This is a genomic window from Nocardia mikamii NBRC 108933 (assembly GCF_001613505.1).
Classification (GTDB): Bacteria; Actinomycetota; Actinomycetes; order Mycobacteriales; family Mycobacteriaceae; genus Nocardia; species Nocardia mikamii.
This window is the reverse complement of record NZ_BDCM01000015.1, coordinates 142,899-164,940: the sequence shown is the minus strand read 5'-3', so window position 1 is coordinate 164,940 and position 22,042 is coordinate 142,899. Positions and strand designations below refer to the sequence as shown.

Below are 22,042 nucleotides of genomic sequence, written 5' to 3'. Positions count from 1 at the left end.
GCTGGTCCCGGCGGTTTGGCAGTGAAAGGGCAGTGCAGAGCGCGCGTGGGGGCGTTTCGGGAACGTCGCAGCGGCGGGAGCCTTGAAGATATCGAGGAAGTCGCCGTGAAGGTCGGGAAACTGTGAACGTCGAGAAGCTCAGAACCGCCGACGACTGGGTGATGTTCTATCGGCACCACGCCGGTCTGACATGTATCCAGCGTGGTGGATTCGTCACGCTGCCGGTGACCGGCACCGTCGGTGTCGTGCATCTGCCGGCCGACCGCGCCGAAGCGGTGTGCCGATCCCTGACCGAGCACGGCGGATGCGGGCCGGTACTGGCCCGGCGTGCGCGCTGGAGCTTCCTCGTGTTCCCCGACAGCCGGCCCGGCGGGCAGGTCGCGGACATTCTGCAGCGTCTCCATATCGGCATCCCGGCCGTCGGCGGCGAGATCATGATGCCCACCAGCCTGGGCCGATGGACCCGCGAGGGCTGTCACTGGATCGTGGCGCCGGGATCCGGCCTGGAACTTCCACCCCTTTCGATAGTCGTCACGACGGCGCTGGCGGTGGGAAGAGGCGGCGAGGACTGAACCCGCAGACCGGTCCTCGCCGCTGCCGATCCGGGTCCGCCTCGTTACCTGTCGGGGGCGGACCCGGATTCGGAAAACTGGTGCGAAAATCACATCCGGAACGCACCTTCTTCAGATTTGACCCTTTTGTGACATGAAGACGTTTAAGATTGCCGGATGAAGCTCCAGCGCCTTACCGCGATATCCGCACTGGTCGTCGGCGCCGTCACCGCCGGAACCACTGCCGCGCATGCCGAACCGGCCGCCGCGCCCCCACCGGCGGCGATCAAGTACTCCATGAAACTTGTCGACAAGACCGTGGTGACCACCCTGCAGGGCGGCACCTTCCGGATCGCCGCGGACGGCAAGTCCTACGCGATCACCGATCCCCACGGCGCCACCGTCGTCTCACTTCCGACCGAAGTGCGCGTCGGCGGGACCGAGGTGCCGGTGAAACCGGTGGTCCGCAACGACGGGACCGTCCTCGAGCTGACGCCGCAACGCACCGTCACCCTCGACGAGCCGGTCACCGTCCAGCCGATCGCCTCGCCGATGGAAAACCACCGCGCGATGAACGATTTCGAAACCAACTTCGGTGTCGCGACCGCCGTCGGCACCTTCCTCGGTACCGCGGTCGGCGCCATCGTCGGCGGTGTCACCGGCTGCATTCTGGGCTTGCCGCTGCTGGGCGTCGGTTGCATTCCGGCCGCGATCGCGGGGGCCGGCATCGGCGGTATCCTCGGCACGATCGCGATCGGCGGACCCGCGCTGGCGATCACCGGGTTCGACATGATCGGCACGCTGTCGGCCGCGCCGGGCACGACGAAATGGGCCGACGACAAGTAGGTTCGGTCCAGCGGATCGCGGACCGGCTGTTCCGCAACCCGATTCGCCACACCGTGCATTGTGAGAGCCCCCAGGACTGGGGGCTCCTTCCCGGTGGGTTGCGCGTAGCATCGATCCACCTGTGTGGCCGAAAGCGGTGAGCTCCAAGCGAATTCACCGCAAACCCGCAGGTGTGACGGTGCTCGTCGAGGGGGCGAGCGCCGAGATTCGATGACGGAATGGAAATATCGATGAATCTCCGCAGCCTCACCGCGGCCTCCGCGCTCACGATCGGCGCACTGACCGCCGGGCTGACCACCGCCCACGCCGCCCCGGCTCCCACGCCGGAGCAGACCGGGATCAGGTACTCGGTCAAACTCGTGGACAAGACGGTCGTCACGACCTTGCAAGGGGGGACCTTCCGGCTCGCGCAGGACGAGAAGTCGTACTCCATCACCGATTCCCACGGTGCCACCGTGGTCTCGTTGCCCACCGACGTGCGGGTCGACGACGTCGCCGTTCCGGTGAAGCCCGTGGTGAACAACGACGGCACCGTCCTCGAACTGACGCCGCAGAAGACGATGACCACCGACCATCCGGTCGCCGTCCAGCCGATCGCGTCGCCGCTCGAGAACCAGCGCGCGATGAACGATTTCTCCAGCCAGTTCGGAATCGCCACGGCCGTGGGCGGATTCGTCGGCACCGCGATCGGCGTCGTGGTCGGCGGAATCACCGGCTGCATCCTGGGCCTGCCGTTGCTCGGCGTCGGCTGCATCCCCGCCGCGCTCGCCGGAGCCGGTGTCGGCGGCATCCTCGGCACCATCGCCGTCGGTGGCCCCGCACTCGGCATCGCGGGATTCGACCTGATCAACACCCTGCAGGCCGCTCCCGGAACCACCAAGTGGGCCAAGGACTCCGCGGGCAACTGAGAGCTCCCCACATCGAAGGCCGGTCGCTCGCACAGCGGCCGGCCTTCGCCGTTACGGCGCCGGATACGACGAAGGGGCGCTGCCGGTGTCGGCAGCGCCCCCTCGTGCTGGTGCGAACTTACTTCTTGCGGCTGCCCGGGGCCTTCGCTCCGGACTTGAAGCCCAGGCCGCCCGGCTTGGCGGTCGGGGGCTGGACGGCACCGTTGCCGCTGTCTGCGGATTCGGTGGCGGCCGCCGTGGTCGGCTCCGGAGTGTCCGATGCGGACGCCGGCTCGGTCGCGGGGACCTCGGCCTCGGCTGCTTCGCTGCCGGCCGTCTCGGCCGGTGCCGCTCCGTTACCGGATTCCGTTGCCGCCGTAGCGGGTTCGGCAGCGGCGGGCTTGGCGGCACCCGGGGCCTTGGGGCCGGGGCGCTTGAAGCCGGACTTCATCGCCAGACCCTTCGGAGCCACCGTCGGTTTGGTCTCGGTGGGACCGGTGGCAGCTGCCGGCTCAGCGGTCGCGGTTTCCGTGGGAGCCTCCGCAGGCGCGGCCTCGGCGGCGGGCGCCTCGGCCGGGGCTTCGCTCGCGGGCTTGGCGCCCGGAGCCTTGGCCTTGCCCTTCATGGCGAGACCCTTGCCGCCGGGTGCTTTGGCGGCGCCCTTCATGGCCAGGCCGCCCGGCTTGGCGGTCGGCGCCGCCGGCGCCTCGGTGCTCTCGGCCGCCGGAGCTTCGGCAGCGGACGCCTCGGCCGCAGGGGCGTCGGCGGGCTTCGCAGTCGCCTTGGCGCCCGGTGCTTTCGCGGCGCCCTTCATGGCGAGCCCCTTGCCGCCGGGTGCCTTGGCGGCGCCCTTCATGGCCAGACCGCCCGGCTTGGCGGCCGGAGCCTCCGCGGGTGCTTCCGCGCTCGCCTCGGCGGCCTCCGGCTCCGGAGTTGCCTTGGCGCCCGGTGCTTTCGCGGCGCCCTTCATGGCGAGACCCTTACCGCCGGGTGCCTTGCCGCCACCCTTCATCGCCAGACCCTTCCCGGCGGCCGGCGCGGCCTGCTCGGCGGGGGCCTCGGCCTCGGGCTCGGCCGTCGGTGCCGCTGCCGCTTCGGCGGCCGGTGCCGCGGTCTCGGCGACCGGTTCGGGAGCCTTGGGCTGCTGGTTCACCTTCAGGTTCTCCGACAGTGCCGCCGGCTCGACCCGGTCGATCGACTGCAGCATCAGCTGCGCGACGTCCACGACCTCGACGCCCTGGCCGACCTCACCGGAATCCTTGCGCGCGGTCACACCGTCGGTGAGCATCACGCGGCAGAAGGGGCAGCCGGTGGCGATCAGCGACGGCGAGTTGCCGCCGTCCAGGGTGGCCAGTGCCTCGTCGGTCCGGTCGAGGTTGACTCGCTTACCGAGCTGTTCCTCCATCCACATGCGAGCACCACCGGCGCCACAGCACATCGACCGCTCGCCGTGGCGCGGCATCTCGGTCACCTTCGCGCCCGAGGCGGCCATCAGCTCACGCGGCGCGTTGTAGATCTTGTTGTGCCGGCCCAGGTAGCAGGGGTCGTGGTAGGTGACCTTCTCCGACACCGGCTTCACCTGGACGAGCTTGCGCTGGCGCACCAGCCGGTTGAGCAACTGGGTGTGGTGAACGACCTCGTAGGTGCCGCCCACCTGCGGGTATTCGTTGTTGAGCGCGTTGAAGCAGTGGGCACAGGTGACGACTATCTTCTTCTTCGACGGCTCCACACCCTCGAAGACGGAATTCAGCGTTTCGATGTTCTGCATCGCCAACTGCTGGAACAGGAATTCGTTACCCGCGCGGCGAGCCGAGTCACCGGTGCAGGTTTCCTCCGCACCCAGCACCATGAATTTCACGCCGGCGGTGGCGAGCAGTTCCGCGACGGCCTTCGTGGTCTTCTTGGCGCGGTCCTCGTAGGCGCCGGCACAGCCGACCCAGAACAGATATTCGTACCCGTCGAAACTTTCGGCGTCCTGACCGAATACCGGAATATCGAAGTCCAGCTCCGACATCCAGTTCAGGCGATCCTTGGCGTTCTGACCCCAGGGGTTGCCCTTGTTCTCGAGGTTCTTGAACAGGCCGGCCAGCTCGGAGGGGAATTCCGATTCGATCAGAACCTGGTAGCGACGCATGTCGATGATGTGGTCGACGTGCTCGATATCCACCGGGCACTGCTCGACACAGGCGCCACAGGTGGTGCAGGACCACAGCACCTCGGGGTCGATGATGCCGTTGACGTCCTCGCCGCCGACCAGCGGACGCTCGGCCTCGGCCTTGGCCGCCTCGGAGATCTTCGCCAGCGCGGCCTCGTTCGGCTTGCCCTCGGCATCGACCAGGCCGACCTCGTCGCCGCCCATATCCTTACGGCCACCGGCGAGCAGGTACGGAGCCTTGGCCGCACCGTGGTCCCGCAGGGACATGATCAGCAGCTTCGGCGAGAGCGGTTTACCGGTGTTCCAGGCCGGGCACTGGCTCTGGCAGCGACCACATTCGGTGCAGGTGGTGAAGTCCAGCCAGCCCTTCCAGGAGAAGTCCTCGATCCGTCCGGCGCCCAGGGTGTCGGTATCGGGGTCGACGTTCTCCATATCCAGGGCGCGACCCTTGGACATCATCGGCTTGGCCGCACCCAGGGCGACGCCGCCGTCGTCCTCACGCTTGAAGTAGATGTTGAAGAAGGCGGAGAACCGGTGCCAGGCCACGCCCCAGGTGATGTTGCGGCCGACGTAATAGAGGAACGCCATGCCCGACATCAGCTTGATGAAGGCGAAGATCGACACCATGGTCGCGTTGGCGGGCAGCAATTCGGCGACCCGCATGGTGAAGAAGTCCGTCGCCGGATTGCCCTCGCCGTTCAGCGCGATCTTTCCCGCCTTGACGAAGATCATGCCGAGGCCTTCCATCAGCACGATCGCTTCGATCACGTAGGCAGGCCCGAACTTCGAACCGCTGAATCGCGACAGGCGCTGCGGTACCCGCGGGTGATTGAGCTGGCGAATGGTGATCAGCGTGAGGATGCCGACCACGGTGCCGATGCCCATCAGCTCGTCCCAGAAGTGGTACACACCCCAGTTGCCGATGATCGGCCAGTGGAATTCGGGGTCGAACGTCTGCCCGTACGCCTCGAACCACAGGATGGCGCCGGTGATGAAGCCGATCATCACCAGCCAGTGCGCCCAGCCGACGGTGCGGAACTTGTTCATGCGGGTATGGGCGATGAACTCGACCAGCATCGTCTTGAGGCGTGGGAAGAACGGCCGCCAACGATCCGGTGCCGGCTGCCCGACCCTGATCGCGCTGAAGATCTTCCACGCGCCGCCGATGAACGACGCCCAGCACACCAGGCTGAGCACCGCTCCAATCGTGCCCAGCGTCACTGTCAGGGCATTCATGTCGCGACCTTCCTTCGGTTCCACGAGCATTCCGGCGACCGGGCTGGGGTCGCCGTCGGTTGCTCGTATCGTAACGGGCAGTAAGTTACCCGCCGGTAACTTATCTGTCCATCGTATGATGCACGAATGGTCTATCCCAGGTTGTGGGGTCCAACCGTACTGTGGGTGTGACCGTTCTCACGTGTTGGCCTGCGGTTTTGGCGTGATGGCGGTCGTCTGACACGGTAAATCCCGGCAAATCCGGTGTTCGAGCCAGGTCAGGCTTACACGCCGCAAAGACGAACCGTTGGCGAATCGGTCCTCAATTGTTAGGGCACATAACAATTCTCGCTTTCGGTCGGTGTATTCGACTAAGCTCACCTCGTCCTGCTTGCTGTGTGCACCTTCACACTGCTCGGGGAGGTCCGTCAGGTTTGAAGTCGGGGTTGATGGCCTGATGGATGCGTGGGCTCTCGCGGAGAAGTTGCGTGCGGCAAACCCTGATGACGGATTGGAAACCGAATGAAGCTCCGCAGAGGTACTGCGGTCGCCGCTATGGTCATCGGCGCAATGACCGTGGCGTTGGGAACTGCCAACGCCGACCCTGCACCAGCCCCGGCTCCGGCCGCCGACGCCAAGCCGGGGATCGATTACTCCACCAAACTGGTCGACAAGACGGTCGTCACCAAGCTCAAGAACGGCACGTTCGAGCTCGTGGAGAAGCACGGCACGACTCCTGATCAGAAGCAGCAGGTCGTCGACATCAAGGATCAGGCCGGCAATGTCGCCCTGGAGATGCCGATCGACTACCGGATCGCGGGCGTTCAGATTCCGATCAAGCCCGTGCTCAAGGACAACGGCACGGTGCTCGAGCTGACCCCGGACAAGCCGGGCAATGTCGACCTGACCAAGCCGGTTGCCGCCGCCCCCGTGGCCGCGGTCGCCGACACGAAGGTCGACCAGCAGGCGCCGATCCAGGCCGATAAGCCGGTTCTGGTCGCCAAGGACGTCGCCTCGCCGATCGAGAACCAGCGCGCGATGAGCGACTTCGCCACCAAGTTCGGTCTGGCGACCGCGATCGGTGGCTTCGTCGGTACCGCCATCGGCGCCGTGATCGGCTGTGTCGTCACGATCGTCGCGGGCTGCATCCCGGGTCTGGTCACCGGCGCGGGCGTCGGCGGCATCGTGGGCACCGTCGCCGTGGGCGGCCCTGCTCTCGTCGCCGCGGGCGTCGAGCTGGTCAACACTATGCAGGCTGCCGACGGCACCACCCAGTGGTCGGATGCGGCCATGGCGGCCGCCAGCGGTCAGCCGCAGCAGGCCAAGTAATTCGCGGCACGGAGTCGGTGATCAGCCGGCTCCGGGACGTATGCGGCCCGTCTTCCTCGCGGAAGGCGGGCCGTTGTCGTTGCGGTTGTCGTTGCGGCGGTCAGTCCGCGCGCATCCGCAGCCGACCCGTGTAGCTCACCTCGCCGAGCGGCTTCCCGAATTCCGCGAAGGACCGTTCGGCGATCTCGAAGTGACCGTCCTCGCGGACCAAAAGCACTGTGCTGCAGCGAGTTCCGTGCCAGTCGTTGGCGACGAAGCGGGCCGATACCGAGCGTTCCTGCTCCGGCGGCAACCCGGTGTGCGGTAGTTCGGCATCGGGGGCGATGGTGCGGTCGGACAGGACGTCGAAATAGTCCTCCACCGCCGGCGAACCGACCACCGCGCCCAGCGCGCGCACGCCGTCGCGCACCTTCGGCCACGCCGTGGCGCCGGTGTAGGTATGCACGTCGCTCGCGCTTTCCGCGATGTGCCGGTCCGCGATGCCCGTCGGCCGTTCGGAGCCGGGTGCGGCCGAGCCGAGCAGGGCGGCATTGGACAGCCCGTGCACTCCGGGCGGGAGGGCCAGCGGAGTGGCCTCGCTGCGATTGCTGTGCCACCACAGCGTCTCCAGATCGGAGACGACCAGGTTGTAACCGTTGTAGTCGTCCAGATCGGCCGCAGCGGTGCGAACGAACTTCTCCGGTGCCGCGGAGCCGGTCAGATAATCCATCAGCAGAGCGCCGCGGGAGCGGGCATCGGTGCGCTTCTCGGCCGGGCCCCGCACATTGGTGACGGTCGCGAAACGGCCGGCTTCGGGAACGATCCCCAGCCAGGTGCCCGGCACACCGTCCGGGGCTCCGAGATCACGTCCGGCCAGCATATTCGGCCGCTCCGGCCACCATCGCATCGATTCGGTTGGGCGCGTGTAGAACTCGTCCCGATTGGCCGCCACGATCAGCCGATACTCCGGATGCGCGCGCCACCCGATCAACACCAGACACATAACTCCAGCATGCACCCGCCGGGGTGAACACGGCATCGGGACGGCAGCCGGCGGACGGGTCCATCCCGCGGAGACGACGAAGGCCCGGCATTTCTGCCGGGCCCTCGACGATGCTCGAAGCGCTCAGTTGGTGCGAACCCGCAGACCCGGGTTGTCGGAGAGCACCTGGTTCACCGGCTGCGCGAACAGCTGCGGCGCATCACCGGTCAGGGCGCCGATCAGGTTCGGGATCTCGCAGATCGGGTAGTCGGCCACCGAGGAGGCGCTGGAGATGCCCAGGGCCAGGGTGCCGGTGACGATCGGGCCGCCCGAATCACCCGGCAGCGCACAGATGTTCGCCGAGAACGACTGGGTCAGATCGCGGTCACCGACCTGGACGGTCTGATCCACCGCGTTCACCACACCACAGCTGAAGCCGGTGCGCGAACCCGACTTGCACACCGGGGCGCCGACGACGGGGTCGGCAACACCGGTGATCGCGATCGGCGCGGCGCCCGGCACCCGAACGAGGTTGTTGGCGAAGCGATCCCGGCTACCGGCATCGATCGAGACGATCGAGTAGTCCTGGTTGCCCAGGATCGACTTCTGGAAAGAGCCCAGCTGGGCGCCGACGTGGTTGCCCGGCAGCAGCTCGAACATGCCCGGCGCGTTCGCGGTACCGGCGGCCGGGATGTTCGGATCGCAATGTCCGGCAGTGATGTTCACAGGGTTGCCGTTGCGGTCCTCACCGTTGAAGCCGGTGGAGCAGACCAGCTGCATCTTGCCGGCCACCGACGCGTAGGAGTCGCCGCCCGCGCGGGGCGCGTTGGGCTGCTCACCGGCGATCGGCTTCACCTGCGGGTCCGACTCCGGCGGGCCCACCGGGGGAGCCGCCATCACGATCACGTGCGCCGGGTCGACGAAGCCCGGCATCGGCACGCCGGCCTTGTCCACGCGCACCGCGATGCTGTTGTTGACGGTGTCGATCACGACACCGCGCACGGCCTGCGCGACCCCCTCGGGCTGGCCCGACAGCCACTGCTGGAAGGCGTTCTTCTCGCTGCGCAGCACGGTCTGGCTCTTGGCCACGTCCTTCACGCCGAATCCGGCGTCCTGAGCGGCCTTCTTGGCATCGTCGAGGCCCTGGCCCGGAGCCAGCGCCACTACGGCCTTACCGGCATCGTCGAGCCACGCGCCCGCGAACGCCTGCGGGAACTGACGCTGTGCGGTCGCCGCGAACGCCGCCACGTGCTGCGCCACATCGGCGCGGTGCAGATACTCCTCCGGCGAGATCTTCAGGTCGCGCTGTACCGCCGCCGCCAGCTCGGCGGGCAGAGCGGGCGCCGGGGCGGGCGCGGGGTCCGCGGAAGAGGTCGCCGCGAGCGGCCCGAGAACCAGAACCGCCGCCGAGGCGGCGACGGCCGCGCTGCGGAGGCGGGTGCGCGGGGCACGTCCCGCGGCGGACGAAAGTCGGATGCGTGGCAGGAGCATGAGGCGACTATATGGGGTTTGCGCGGCTATGCCTACTTGTCGCGGACTTTGGCCGAACGCACACCCGGCATACCGGAAAACGATACTCGCTGTTCACCCGGCCCGGATCGCGCCGAGGGGCACGTTCGCACCCGCGAACGTGCCCCTCGGCGCGACGGGAGATCGTCAGCCCGCGTTCGGGCGAGTACGCACCGTGATGCCGGCGCCCAGGCCGCCACCGGAATTGGCGTCGATATCGCTGAGGATCTGCCGAATCGGGATGCCCAGCGTGGCGGTGCCGCCGTACTGCGCCAGATCCATGTTGGCGGCCTTGCAATCGGGTGCGTCGGCGGCGTTGGAACCGCTGGTGATGCCCAGTGCGAGGGTGCCCGAGACGATCGCGCCGCCGCTGTCGCCACCGAGGGTGCACGCCGAGCTGGCGAAGCCGCGCACCGTCTTGGATTCGCCCTCGGCGGTGAACAGTGCCGTCTCGACCCGGTCGGCGACCACGAATCCGCAGGTGAAGGTGGACGATTGGCCCGACTTGCAGATCGGGGCGCCGGTGATCGGCTCGGCGATTCCGGTCAGTGTGAGGGTGGTGCCGTTGGCGCCGCGCACCGAGGGCTGGTCCATCCCGGCGGTGATCGCTCGCTCGTTGAGCTTGATCACCGAGTAGTCCAGTCCGGTGCTGCCACCGAGCTGCGCCTTCACGAAGGTGCCGAATTGCGTGCTGGCCTTCAGGTTGCGCAGGTTCGGCAGGTAGACCCCGGCCTCGGAGTCGCCCTTGCCCACATTCGGATCGCAGTGTCCGGCACTGATGTTCAGCGCGTTGCCGGCGGCGTCGATGCTGTTGAAGCCGAAGGAACAGACGTCCACCGACTTCAGCGCGGAATCGTCGAGGGAGGTGGGTGCGCTGATGTAGGTATCACCGGCCATCGGGCGATGCTCGACCGGGCCGCCCCCGTCGGGCGAGAGCACGACCTTGACGTTGGCGATCAGCGTCGGAAGGTTCAGCAGGTGACCGGCCGGGGTGTTCGCGACGCTCAGCACCAGCTGGCTGTTCAGGAAATCGATGGCGACCGAATTGATTCCGGCCGACAGTTCCCGCGGCAGCCCGCCGATCCACTTGACGAGCTGGTCGAGTGAGCTCTCCAGATTGTCGGCCGAAATCGGTGCCAGGCGAGTCTGATATCCAGCGGAGTTGGCGATGCGCGCGGCGTCGAGTGAGGTCACCGCCATCACCGGCTTACCGTCGGCGCCGAGCCAGGCACCGGCGAAGGCCTGCGGGTGCGAGGACCGGAAGTCGCGGGCGTAGTCGCGCAACTGCTGAGCGCGGGCGGCGCGGTCCAGATACTCCGCGGGCGACATCTTCAGATCGCGGCCGATGGCCTGCACCAGTTCCGGCGGCAGCTGGTCGGCCGCCGACTGGGCGGGCGCCGGATCGGCGAGCGCGGGCGATGTGGCGATCCACGGGCCGAGCAGAAGGGTCGAAGCGAGGGCGACAGCAGCAGTTTTCACCGACGCGCGTGCCACCGAGGCGCGTCCGACCGTGGCGCGACGCGCCGCCAACTTGCGCATGGAGTCCCTTCGTCAGGCACATACGTGCCGGCCACCCGTGGGCGGTAAACCATTGGGTGGCAACAGCCCTCGACCATCAAGCAGACCGTCCGCCCGGTGCAAAGTCCGGTACGACCGGTCAGCGCATCACTTTAGGGCACAACGGCGTGAGTTTCGCTACGAAATCATCACGAGCCGGTATCCCAAGGCTGCGGAACGTTCGACGGCCACGAGAATCCCGGCACTTCGTCGAACGGGTCGGGCGCGGTCGTGGTGGTACGAGGGGCGGTCGAGGGCCGACGCCGCGTGGTCGTCTCCAGCGTCGTGGTCGGCGTCTGGGTGACGGAGGTCGGCGACGACGGCGGTGGTGGCGTGGTCGTCGGAGTTTCGCTGGGCTCCTGCGGCGCCGGTGCCGGCGCGACCACGGGTGGCGGCGGGGGCGGGGGCGGGGGAGAAACGACGGTGGTCGTCACCGGTGCGGGGGCCTCGGCCGCACCCGAAACGGTGGCGGGTAGCCGGGCTGGAGCCTCGCCGTCGCGCAGCATCATCGCCGCCGCGACGCCGCCGAGAGCGAGTCCCGCCAGCGCCGCGGCCGCAGCTATCAGAATTGCGGTGCGGCGGTTCTTCTTCGGTGCGGGCGCCGCCGCGGTGGCCGGCGCCGCCTTGGTGACCGCGACCGTCGCCTCCGGTGTCGACGCCGCCGGAGTTTGCACCGGGACCGCTGCCGAATACGCCTGCAGAGTGGCGGAGGCGGCCGGCACCGCGGGGAGAACGTCGGTCGACACCAGGGCGTTGTCGGCCGCGGCCGGATCGGGCGGGGTGGTGCCGGCCGGGGTGGCGAGCACGGCCGCCAAGGCCTCGCGGGCCGCGTCGCGCGCGTAGCCACGGCTGTCGGCGGCCGCGGGGAGATCGGCTTCGCTGACCAGGACCACCGAGCGCAGCCCGAGGTAGTCGAGGGCCTCGCGCAAACCGCGTACATGTTCGGCCGGCCAGTCACCGGGATGGGTGGCATAGAACTCGGCCGGGCCGTTCAGATGTTCGGCGGCCAGATTGATCAGGCAGAACATCGCGGTCGCCACCAGATCCTCGGCGCGGTAGGCCTCCCCGTCGTCCACGGTGATACCGGCCGGATCGCCGACCGCGCGGACGAATCCGGTGATCGAGTGGGTATGGCCGGGCGGCGCCTCACCGCCGAGTGCGGTGTCGCCGTCGTCGGACATGTGCAGCACCGACTCGCGCGCGATGTACAGGGGTTCGGGCGTCTCGTCGGTCTCGCCACCGCTGGTGACGATCGCCGCGACGCATTCGTCCTCGGCGATCCGCAGGCCCACCCCTGTGGCCATCCTCAATACCTCGCTTCGGTGTTTCGAGCGCGCCGATCACACGAGTAACGAACCGTGTCCCATTGCGCGGAGCATCGACAATAACTCCGAGCGCGACCCGGCTCCGATTCGACGCCGGATCCGCGCGACATGATGCTCCACCGTCTTCGCGGAGATGTACAGCCGAGCCCCGATTTCACGGTAGGTGAGGCCCAGCAGGACCAGTTCGGCCACTTCGCGTTCGCGTTCACTGAGGACCGAGGCGGCCGCCGCCGGTTCGGGGGTCGTCGCGGCGCGCGGGGCGGCCGGGGTCCGCTCGGGTGCGGCCGAGGGCCGGGAGCCGGTGCGCACCGTCCGGGCCAGTTTCAACAGGGCCGTCGCGGTGGCGGGATCGCCGGCGCTCAACGCTGCCTCACTGGCCAGGCGGGCGGCATCCCAGACCATGCCGATCGCGGCCAGGCGTCGCACCGCCGCCGTCACCCGATCCTCGGCGACCTCACCGCGCAGCACCAGCACCCAGGTGCGTCCGGCGTCGGCGAGGATCGCGGCATGCGGATCACCCGCCTGCGCAGCCGTTTTGAGCAGTCGAGCGGGTGGCATCAGTTCGTCCGGGCGTTCGTGTGCGATCGCGGCCTGAATCTCGTACCAGTGGAACACATTCGCCCAGGCCGGGGGATTTCCCGCGCTGCGCAGCACATCTCGCGCCGCCTCCACCAAACGGGTTATCCGCTCCTGCTCACCGAGGCGGATGGCGGCCAGCCACAGTTCACCGATCGGCAGCAGGGCGGGCAGGTCGGCGTCGACCTCGTCGAAGGTCGGGTAGGCGGCCTCCCAGGCGCGCAGCAGGACACCGTGATCACCCGCGCGGCGGGCCAGCCCGACCAGGACGCCGTGCGCGAGCAGGCGATCGCGCGGCGGCAGGGCGGTGGTGTCGACGGCCGCGACCGTCTTCGCCGCGGTCTGTTCGTCGCCGCCGAGCATCGCCGTCCAGGCCGTCAGCACCCGGATCTGCGGATCGTGCGGATCGGTGCCGTGCAGAGCGTCGGCGGCGCGGCGGGGCTCGCCCATACTCAGGCACAGCAGCGTCGCCAGCGCGACCGGAGCGCACGGCAGCAGGCGGTCCTCCGGCGCCGCGGTGCGGGCCAGCTGGATCAGGGCGGCCGCGGCCGAGGTCGCGGCACTGCGGGATTCGCCGGTGATGCTCTGCGCCAGCGCGGTCGCGAACCGACCGGTGCGGGCATTGGTTTCCGTGGGCGGCCACTGTGCCGCCGAACCCGACACCGCCCGCGCGTCCCCGACCGCTCCGGCGAGGTGGAACACCGCCGCGGCGGTCGCCCAGTCGGCGCCGGTACGGGTCGTGCCGAGCCAGGAATACAGCTGTACGGCCCGGCCGATCAGCCCCCGGCGAGCCTGGACGCTCGCGCAGATCCGTACGGCGGCGGCGAGTTCCGCGGGTTCGGCGTCGGTGCGCGCGAGAACGGGTTCGGCCAAGCGCAAGGCGGATTCGTCGTCGCCGTCGAATACGGCCGCGGTGGCGCGGGGGACGGCGATTCGCCGCGCCTCGTACCCACTGGCCACGGCGGCGGTGTAGTAGCGACTCGCCTCGCCGCCCGCGTTGTCGGCCGCGGCGCGGAGGAATTCGGCGAGCCGCTCGTCGCGGACCCCGGATTCGGCCAGCTGCAGGGCCGTGTGGTCGCGCAGGAGCCCGGCCTCGAGCCGGGCGGTGAGCAGGCGGCGCTGAATCGAGACGAACCGCCGTTCGCCGACCAGGGTGCGCAGCGGTTCGATGGCGGGACTCAGCAACAGGTCGGCGTCGGTGATCAGGGCACCGGCGCGGGCCCGGTCGACGAGTCCGACGGCCGTCGCCTCGTCGGTGCCGAGCACCTCGGCCAGCTCGCCCGGATCGAGGCCGGCGCCGGTGGTGGCGACCGTCAGAACCTCGAGCAGCTGCGGTTCGGTGTCGTCGAGAAGCGTTCGCGCCCATGAGGTCACGGCCTGATCGACCGCCTCGATTCCGTCCTCGAGCCGGGTGGCGCAGGCCGCCGTGAGCGCCGCCACCACACCGCCGGGGATGCCGCCGGTGTGCCGGTGGACGTGGTCGGCGACCGCGCGCGGCACGGTCATCCCCAATTCGCGGGCGAACGGAGCGATATCGGCGGTCCCGAGCGGGCGCAGTTCGACCACCCGGCCGCGCCGCGACACCGCGTCCGCCAGGGCGCGCAGGGCGGTGTCGTGCGGTTGCGGACGGGTCGCGACGATGATCGTGCGCGAATCCGATTCCACAGCGGCACAGAGCTTTTCCAGCTGCAACTGGTCCAGGGTATGCGCGTCGTCCACGACCACGGCGGCGCGGGTGTCCGGCGGCGTGGTGGTCGCGCTCACATCGTCGAAGCAGCCGATACCGCTGCGCCGCAACCTGTTTCGGACGGCGGCGAGCAGCGTGGACTTCCCGGTGCCGCACCGCCCCCGAATCAGGTAGACGAGCGGATCCGGCGAGCCCGAATCCAGTTCCCGGAGAATCTCCCGCGCGCCCGGAATGGCGCCGAATGCGACCGCGAGGTTGCCGACCACTGTCACCGATCCTCAGTTGCCTTTGTGGGGCAGCACTTGGCCTGGGAGTTGCACGGCCGTGTCGACTGCGTTACCCGCCTGATCGAGTCCGTTGTTCAAGACATTGCCCAACGAGCCGCCGGGCGAGCTCGGCACTGTGGGCTGGGAGGGAGCCGACGGCGCCGACGGAGTCTGCACCGGCACCTGTGGCGGCGCCTGCGGTGCGGGGCTGTTCGGCGCGGGGGAATCGGGCGCCGGGGAATTCGGCGCCGGAGCGTTCGGTGCGGGCGCCGCGGCGGATTCGGGTGCGGGCGCATTCGCCGCCGGGGAATTCGGAGCGGGCGAGTTCGCCGCCGCCGTGCCCGCGGCCGGGGTCCCCGCGGAGTTGTCGGCGGCCGTGCCGGTGTGGTTCGTGCCGGGGTGGTTCGCGGCCGTCACCGGGTTCCCCGCCGTCGGATGCGCGGGGTCGGTGGCGCCGGCCGGGGCGACCCCGGCCGAGGTCGCGGCCGCATGAGCCGCGGACGTCGCCGCGGCGGGGGAGGGCGACGAGTTCGAGGGGCTTCCCGCGGTGCCCAGGGCCAGGGTGCCGGTGGCTATCGCGCCCACGGCGATCGCGGCGCCGGCGATGAAGGCGACGCGGCGCCACCGGCTGGTTCCGGACGGCGCGGTATCGGCCGGCGGCGGCTCGACGGTGGCCCGGTCGCTGAGCGCCGGCAGGGCCGTGGTCGTGGCGTCGTCGGACACCGGTTGCGGCTCAGCGAAATCGGGTTCGAAATCGGGTACGGCCAGGGCGGCGGCATGACGCCGCGATTCGGTGTACAGGTCCGCGGCGAGCAAGCTCGCTCCTCGCGCGCTGAGCGAACCGGGGTCGGCGACGGGGGCGATCGGGATCGCGAACTCGCCGGAAAGCAGTTCGGTGAGCAGGCCGATCGAAGCGCCACCACCGGTGAGCAGGATCCGGCCCACCTGGTCGACGCCCAACCCCGCGCGCCGCACCGCCTCGTGCACGAGGCTCAGCGAATCCGCGAGCGGACCGCGGAACAGATCCTCCACGTCGTCCCGGACCAGGCGCACATCGCGCGCGATACCGGCCAAGCGGACCGGAACCACCGTGGCGGTGTCGGTCGAAAGCCGGTGTTTCGCATCGGCGCACCGGTTTCGCAGTATCGACAATTCGCGTTCGACAACCGGGTCGAACGGATCGAAATCCGTTTCTCCCAATGCATTTGCCAGCACGTAGCGCATCGTCAGCAGATCGAATTCGGCGCCGGAGACCTCGGTGGAGCGAACCGGTTCGCCCAGTAGTCCCGAGTGTGGACCGGAACCGACCACCGAGACCGTGGTGCCGGTGGCGCCGGAGTCGTAGACCACGACCGGGGTATCGGCTGGGAAGGGAGTGCTCGCCTCGAGCCAACGGAGCGCGGCGAGCGGTTCGGCGACCAGGACCACCGCCTCGGCGCCGGCGCGGTCGAGCGCGCGGCGCTGGGCGTCGACGATGTGTGCCGGCCACCACGCCGGCATGGTCGCGACCGCGGAATCCGGATCGAAATCGGCGACGACCTGGGAGATCGTTTCGGCGACCAGATCCGCGGCAGCGACCGAGGAGCCGTCGGGCAGGAGAATATCGACCGGATCGCCCACGCGGGACAATAGATTCTCCGACAATTCGGGCGCCGATCCGAAGCGGTGGCGACGAATGTGAACAGAGACATTTTCCGGGTCGGCGCTCGCGGAAGTGGAGCCGGTCGCGGCAACTGTGCGCGACGACCCGACCGTGATGCCGAGCGTCAGGCCCTGAGTCATTCGAGAACCCCTGTCGTTGGTATTTGCGGTCGTCACGAATATTTACGGTCGTCACGATCTATCCCACTGTCGGTTGCCGGGGGGCCGTCGTTACCGCTGATCCGGAAGGTTCGGGGAAAGTCCCCTAATGCTCCCGAATCCCCTATCGGCACCGATACGGAAATCAGGGGATTCGCCCCGTTTCGCGTAACGCCGGAGGTTCTTAGCGTGAAAGGCAATTCGACTGCTGCGGATCGACACGATGGTCCGCCGATCCAGGAGACGATCTGCGATGACCCCCAACGCCATTCTCGAATTCATCCTCAACCTGTTACGCGACCACGAGGCCGCCGTCGGTTACTGCACCAACCCGACCGAGTCGCTGTGCGCGGCCGGTCTGGAGGCGGTGACGCCGGAAGATATCGCCGCCGTGGCGCCGATGGTCGCCGAATCCGCGCTGGTCACCGGCGGCTCGCAGCTTGCCGCCATCGTGGCGGCCGGGGGCGGGGCGGCCGCCAGTGGCGGACTCGGCGCGGCGGCCGGCGGTAGTGGTGGGCTCGCGGGCGGCCTGGCCGGCGAAGCGGGGGCGATCAGTGAAGCCAACCTGGGAGCCGGGGCCGCGCTCGGCGGAGAAACCGGAATCGAGACCGGTGCGGGCCTGGGTCTCGGCGCGGGACTCGGCGCCGACCTGGGGGCGGGGCTGTCCGCCGGTCTGGGCGCGGCCGCATCGCTCGGCGCGGGCGCCGCGGCCGGGCTCACCGCCGGACTGGGCGCCCTGACCGGGGTCGCGGTCGGCCTGGGCGGCGGGCTCTCGGGAACCGGCACCGCCGGCACCGATCTCGGCCTCTCCGCCGGAATCGAAGGCGCCGCCGACACCGTCGCGCAGGTCGGCGCCGACCTCTCCGACGAAATCGGAACCGGTATCCAAGCCGGAATCGCCTCCGCCGCAACAGGATTGACCGAAGCCACTGCGGGCCTCGGTGCCGGCCTCGGCGGAGCGCTGAGCGGTGCGGCCGAAGCCGGCGCCGGTCTGGGAACCGAACTCAACGGAGCACTCGGCGGCGCAGCCGAAGCCGGCGCCGGCCTGGGCGCGGCGCTCGGAGGCGCCCTCGGGGGCGCGCTGAACGCCGGCGGGCAACTCGGCACGGGACTCGAAACCGGACTGGGCGCCGACCTCGGCGGTGCGTTGGGCGGTGCGGCGGAAGCCGGCGCCGGCCTCGGTGCCGCCCTGGGCGGTGCGGCAGCAGCCGGCGCGGGCCTCGGGGGTGCGTTGGGTGGTGCGGCGGAAGCCGGCGCGGGCCTCGGAGGTGCGCTGGGTGGTGCGCTGAACGCGGCTGGTGACTTGGGTGCCGGGTTGTCGGATGCTGCGGGTGCGGCAACCGGGGTCGGTTCGGAACTGGGCGGTGCCCTGGGTGGTGCGGCCAACGCCGGAGCTGATCTCGGTGGTGCGCTGGGCGGTGCCGCCAATGCCGGAGCTGGTCTTGGAGGAGCGCTGGGTGGCGCGGCGGAAGCTGGCGCGGGTCTCGGCGGTGCGCTGGGTGGTGCCGCCGGCGCAGGGGCGGGTCTCGGTGGTGCGCTGAACGCGGCGGGTGATTTGGGTGCGGGGTTGTCCGGTACTGCGGGTGCGGCGACCGGGGTGGGTTCAGAACTGGGCGGTGCCCTTGGTGGTGCGGCGGAGGCCGGCGCTGGCCTCGGTGGCGCCCTGGGTGGTGCCGCCGACGCAGGGGCGGGTCTCGGTGGTGCGCTGAACGCGGCGGGTGATTTGGGTGCCGGGTTGTCGGGTGCTGCGGGTGCGGCCACCGGGGTGGGCTCCGAACTGGGTGGCGCGCTCGGGGGTGCGGCCAACGCCGGAGCCGGTCTGGGCGGAGCGCTGGGTGGTGCGGCGGAGGCCGGTGCCGGTCTTGGCGGTGCGCTCGATGCGGCTGGCGATTTGGGTGCGGGATTGTCGGGTGCTGCGGGGGCGGCGACCGGAGTGGGTTCCGAGCTCGGCGGCGCGCTGGGAGGTGCCGCCAACGCCGGTGCCGGACTGGGCGGTGCACTGAGTGGTGCGGCCAACGCTGGCGCGGGTCTCGGGGGGGCGCTGGGCGGGGGCGCGAATGCCGGTGCGGGGCTGGAGGGTTCGCTCGGGGACGCGGTTCACTCGAGCGGCGATCTGGGTGGTGCGACGCAGGCTGGAGCAGACCTCGGTGGAGCTCTCGGGGGTGTGACCGAAGCGGGGGCCGGACTCGGTGGTGCGCTCGGTGGAGCGGCGAATGTGGCTGGGGGATTGGGTGATTCGCTCAGCGGTGCCGCGAATGCAGGTGGGAGTCTCGCTGGGGCCCTGAACGGTGCTGCGAACGCTGGTGCGGGTCTCGGCGGTGCCTTGGGCGGTGCTGCGAATGCTGGTGCCGGGCTGGGCGGTGCTGCGAATGCTGGTGCCGGGCTGGGCGGTGCCGCGAATGCTGGTGCGGGAGTGGGTGGTGCCGTGAACGGTGCTGCGAACACCGGTGCCGGACTGGGCGGTGCCTTGGGCGGTGCCGCGAATGCTGGTGCCGGGCTGGGCGGTGCGGTGAACGCTGCCGCGGGGCTCGGGGGTGCCACCAGCATCGGAGCCGGGCTCGGTGGGGCGGTGGCCTCGGGGGCGCAGGGCGCTACCGGGCTGGAGACCGGGTTGTCGGGTGGTCTCGGCGGCGCGGTGCACAGTGGCGCCGATCTGTCCGGGGCCGCGGCTTCGGGTGTGCATGCGGCCGGGGATCTGTCGTCCTCGCTGTCGGGTACGGCGACGTCCGGTGTGCACGGCGCGACCGGCCTGGGAACCTCGCTGCCCGGATCGGCCGATGCGGGAGTCCACACGGCCGGTGACTTGGCGACCTCGCTCTCCGGAGCCGGTGCGTCGGCCGTGCACGGTGCGGGTGACCTGGGTACGTCGTTGTCCGGCGCGGGTACGGGCGCGGTCCACAGTGCGGGCGACCTGGGCGCGTCGTTGTCCGGGACCGCCGCGTCGGGTGTGCACAATGCCGGTGACCTCGGCACCTCGTTGTCCGGTACGGCGGAATCCGGTTTGCACGGTGCGGGCGGTCTGTCGACCTCGCTGTCGGGCGCGGCCGATTCGGGACTGCACGCTGGTGCCGATGCGGGTTCGGGTCTGGCGGGCTCGGTCGATTCGGGGTTGCACGCCGGTACGGATGCTTCGTCGGCGCTCTCGGGTACGGCCGCCGGCACGTGGTCCGGTGTCGACGTGTCGCATGCGTTCGGCAGCGGCGTCGGGACCGACATCTCCGGCGTCGGCACCTCGGGGATCGGCGGCGGCGTGGACAGCGCCCTGGGCGGAACCGCGCACAGTGGAATCGACAGCACCCTGGCGGCGGGCGGCAACAGCTCGCTGTCCGGCGGGCTCGACACCGGCGGTCACACCGATTCGAGCCTGTTCGGCGACGCGTCCGGCCACGCCTCGACCGTCACCGATACGCACGCCTCCGGTGACATCACCGGCGGACTGCTGCACTGAGGGTAGCGGCGAAATACCGGATCGAGTAACGAACAGGTTGGGGTGCTGAGAAAATGAGCAGTATGGTCGCGGCGAACACCGCCCCGGAGGCGGCTGCCTCACCGCTGTCGCGGATTCTCGCCGAAACCATCACCGCCGCGCGCACCGCCGATCGCGACGATCTGGTCGGCCGGCTGGAGGTGCTGGCCGGCCGGATCCGCGACCCTCGCCGCCGCATCGTGGTGGTGGGCCTGGGCAATCAGGGCAAGAGTCAATTCGTCAACGCGCTGCTGAATCTCGACATCAGCCCGGTCGGTGACGATGCGACCACCGGTGTGCCGATCGTGCTCGCCCACGGCCCGCAGGCCCGGGCCGAGATCGTGATCACCACGCCGTCCGGTGACGAGCGCGACAACCGGCGGATCTCGTTGCCGCTCAGCGATATTCACACCGTCACGCCGCAGTCTCCGCACGGCCGGGTGGCGCGGGTGGAGATCGAGTTGCCGAATCCGCTGCTGGCCGACGGAATCGTCGTCATCGATACGCCGCCGGTCGGCGGCCACGCGACCGCCACGGCCGCGGCGGTTCTCGCCCTGGCCCCGGCCGCCGACGCGGTGCTGGTGCTCTCGGACGCCTCCACCGAACTGACCGAACCGGAGGTCGACTTCCTGCGGCAGGTGCGCGAATTGTGCCCGGCCGTTGCCCTGATACTCAGCAAGATCGACCTGTATCCGCATTGGCGTCAGGTCTTGCAGGCCGATCAGGCGCATCTGGAACGTAATCGCCTGGCGTTGCCGATCATTCCGGTATCGGCGCTGCTGCGCAGCCACGCCATGCGGCTACAGGACCAGCAGCTGGGCCGGGAATCCGGGTTCGGTGTGCTGTTCGACTTCCTGCGGGAACAGGTGGTCGCCCGGGACCAGGCGGCGGCGCAGCGGGCGGTGGCGCTCGATATCTGTTCCGCCGCAGAGCATCTCGCGCTGGCACTGAGCAGCGAGCTGGTCGCTCTGCGTGACCCCGAACGCGGCGCGGCGGCCATCCGCGAACTGCGCACCGCCAAGGCGCAGGCCGAGGAGCTGCATCGCCGGACCGCCGCCTGGCAGCAGACACTGGGCGACGGCATCACCGATCTGGCCGGCGATATCGACCATGATCTCCGAGATCGGTTGCGCGCCATCGGCAGAACCGCCGAGGAGTGGGTCGACGAGAACGACCCCGGCAGGCTGTGGGAGCAGCTGGAACAGTGGCTGATGCAGACGACCGACACCGCCATCGGCGACAATCTGCTGTGGACGCATCATCGCGCCATCCACTTGGCCGAGCGGGTAGCCGAGCACTTCCTGGAGTTCGGGGCGGTGGATCTGCCCGCGGTGCGGTCGGGTTCGGAGTTGGAGGAATCGCGGGTGGCGGCGGTGACGCTGGCCGATCTCGAGCCGGATCTAGGCATCGGCCACAAACTGCTCGTCGGTATGCGTGGTTCCTACGGCGGCATGGTGATGATCGGTCTGGCCAGTACGGTCGCCGGCTTGGCCCTGATCAATCCGGTCTCACTGGGCGCGGGTGTGCTGTTGGGCGGCAAGGCGTTTCGCGACGACAAACGGGAGCGGCTGGCCCGCAAGCGCAGCGAGGCGAAGATGGCGGTGCGCCGCTACCTCGACGATGTGAGTTTCGAGGCGGGTAAGGAGTCGCGCGACCGGCTGCATCGCATTCATCGCATTCTGCGCGATCATTTCACCGGAATCGCCGACCGGAGCCTGCGCTCGATCAACGACTCGCTGCAGGCCGCGCAGGACGCCGCCGGAGTGGCCAACGCGCAGCGCGCCGAGCGGTGCGCGGAACTCGAGCGGCAATTGCGCGTGGTGGCAGAACTGCGGCGTCATGCCGATGTGATGCTGCCGCCTGCGGGTGCGTCCGGACGTCATGCCCGCGGGGCGCAGTCGTAACCCACGGC

The 22,042-nt window shown here is 69.7% G+C and carries 13 protein-coding genes; 6 read left to right on the top strand and 7 right to left on the bottom strand.

Annotation, left to right across the window (positions count from 1 at the left end):
* Positions 1-122 precede the first annotated feature (122 nt).
* From NMI01S_RS25490 to NMI01S_RS25480, 3 genes are all read left to right on the top strand, one after another.
* Entirely contained in the window at positions 123-572 is a 450-nt protein-coding gene (locus tag NMI01S_RS25490; RefSeq protein ID WP_063001235.1) for a hypothetical protein, read from the top strand.
* A gap of 156 nt (positions 573-728) precedes the next feature.
* Complete coding sequence (locus NMI01S_RS25485) at positions 729-1,397, top strand: DUF8020 domain-containing protein (protein ID WP_063001234.1); 669 nt, start codon at positions 729-731, stop codon at positions 1,395-1,397.
* Positions 1,398-1,627: 230 nt separating this feature from the next.
* Positions 1,628-2,305 (top strand): DUF8020 domain-containing protein, encoded by a 678-nt coding sequence (locus tag NMI01S_RS25480; protein WP_063001233.1) that lies wholly within the window; start codon positions 1,628-1,630, stop codon positions 2,303-2,305.
* 118 nt (positions 2,306-2,423) lie between these two features.
* Here the strand turns inward: NMI01S_RS25480 and NMI01S_RS25475 are convergent, their stop codons facing one another.
* Complete coding sequence (locus tag NMI01S_RS25475; RefSeq protein WP_063001309.1) at positions 2,424-5,675, bottom strand: (Fe-S)-binding protein; 3,252 nt, start codon at positions 5,673-5,675, stop codon at positions 2,424-2,426.
* Between the two features lie 549 nt (positions 5,676-6,224).
* Here NMI01S_RS25475 and NMI01S_RS25470 point away from each other — a divergent pair.
* On the top strand, positions 6,225-6,983 hold the full coding sequence (locus NMI01S_RS25470; RefSeq protein WP_245717020.1) for a DUF8020 domain-containing protein: 759 nt from the start codon (positions 6,225-6,227) through the stop codon (positions 6,981-6,983).
* Between the two features lie 100 nt (positions 6,984-7,083).
* On the opposite strand, the gene NMI01S_RS25465 is transcribed toward NMI01S_RS25470, so the two are convergent.
* The 6 genes from NMI01S_RS25465 to NMI01S_RS25440 all read right to left on the bottom strand — a co-directional run bounded on the left by NMI01S_RS25465 (position 7,084) and on the right by NMI01S_RS25440 (position 16,484).
* Complete coding sequence (locus tag NMI01S_RS25465) at positions 7,084-7,965, bottom strand: NRDE family protein (RefSeq protein WP_063001231.1); 882 nt, start codon at positions 7,963-7,965, stop codon at positions 7,084-7,086.
* 123 nt (positions 7,966-8,088) lie between these two features.
* The gene (locus tag NMI01S_RS25460) at positions 8,089-9,435 is read right to left on the bottom strand and encodes a S1 family peptidase (protein ID WP_063001230.1); all 1,347 of its coding nucleotides are present in this window, start codon (positions 9,433-9,435) and stop codon (positions 8,089-8,091) included.
* Positions 9,436-9,600: 165 nt separating this feature from the next.
* A complete protein-coding gene (locus tag NMI01S_RS25455) occupies positions 9,601-10,992 on the bottom strand; it encodes a S1 family peptidase (RefSeq protein WP_063920855.1) in 1,392 nt (463 codons plus the stop codon).
* 167 nt (positions 10,993-11,159) lie between these two features.
* A complete protein-coding gene (locus tag NMI01S_RS25450; protein ID WP_174554571.1) occupies positions 11,160-12,314 on the bottom strand; it encodes a hypothetical protein in 1,155 nt (384 codons plus the stop codon).
* A 36-nt stretch (positions 12,315-12,350) separates the two neighbouring features.
* A complete protein-coding gene (locus NMI01S_RS25445; protein ID WP_245717019.1) occupies positions 12,351-14,870 on the bottom strand; it encodes a LuxR C-terminal-related transcriptional regulator in 2,520 nt (839 codons plus the stop codon).
* A 6-nt stretch (positions 14,871-14,876) separates the two neighbouring features.
* Positions 14,877-16,484 (bottom strand): Hsp70 family protein, encoded by a 1,608-nt coding sequence (locus NMI01S_RS25440; RefSeq protein WP_167669937.1) that lies wholly within the window; start codon positions 16,482-16,484, stop codon positions 14,877-14,879.
* Positions 16,485-16,917: 433 nt separating this feature from the next.
* Between NMI01S_RS25440 and NMI01S_RS36285 the strand changes: the two genes are divergently transcribed.
* Positions 16,918-20,112, top strand: coding sequence for an IniB N-terminal domain-containing protein (locus NMI01S_RS36285; RefSeq protein WP_063001226.1), 3,195 nt, complete (start codon positions 16,918-16,920; stop codon positions 20,110-20,112).
* A gap of 53 nt (positions 20,113-20,165) precedes the next feature.
* Positions 20,166-22,034 carry a dynamin family protein gene (locus NMI01S_RS25430; RefSeq protein ID WP_245717018.1) on the top strand — a complete coding sequence of 623 codons (1,869 nt, stop codon included), beginning with the start codon at positions 20,166-20,168 and terminating at the stop codon, positions 22,032-22,034.
* Positions 22,035-22,042 lie beyond the last annotated feature (8 nt).

Coding starts and splice junctions, on each gene's coding strand:
- NMI01S_RS25485 (WP_063001234.1), top strand. CDS start 729: ATGAAGCTCCAGCGCCTTACCGCGATATCCGCACTGGTCGTCGGCGCC.
- NMI01S_RS25450 (WP_174554571.1), bottom strand. CDS start 12,314: ATGGCCACAGGGGTGGGCCTGCGGATCGCCGAGGACGAATGCGTCGCG.
- NMI01S_RS36285 (WP_063001226.1), top strand. CDS start 16,918: ATGACCCCCAACGCCATTCTCGAATTCATCCTCAACCTGTTACGCGAC.
- NMI01S_RS25465 (WP_063001231.1), bottom strand. CDS start 7,965: ATGTGTCTGGTGTTGATCGGGTGGCGCGCGCATCCGGAGTATCGGCTG.
- NMI01S_RS25475 (WP_063001309.1), bottom strand. CDS start 5,675: ATGAATGCCCTGACAGTGACGCTGGGCACGATTGGAGCGGTGCTCAGC.
- NMI01S_RS25455 (WP_063920855.1), bottom strand. CDS start 10,992: ATGCGCAAGTTGGCGGCGCGTCGCGCCACGGTCGGACGCGCCTCGGTG.
- NMI01S_RS25460 (WP_063001230.1), bottom strand. CDS start 9,435: ATGCTCCTGCCACGCATCCGACTTTCGTCCGCCGCGGGACGTGCCCCG.
- NMI01S_RS25480 (WP_063001233.1), top strand. CDS start 1,628: ATGAATCTCCGCAGCCTCACCGCGGCCTCCGCGCTCACGATCGGCGCA.
- NMI01S_RS25470 (WP_245717020.1), top strand. CDS start 6,225: ATGACCGTGGCGTTGGGAACTGCCAACGCCGACCCTGCACCAGCCCCG.
- NMI01S_RS25430 (WP_245717018.1), top strand. CDS start 20,166: ATGAGCAGTATGGTCGCGGCGAACACCGCCCCGGAGGCGGCTGCCTCA.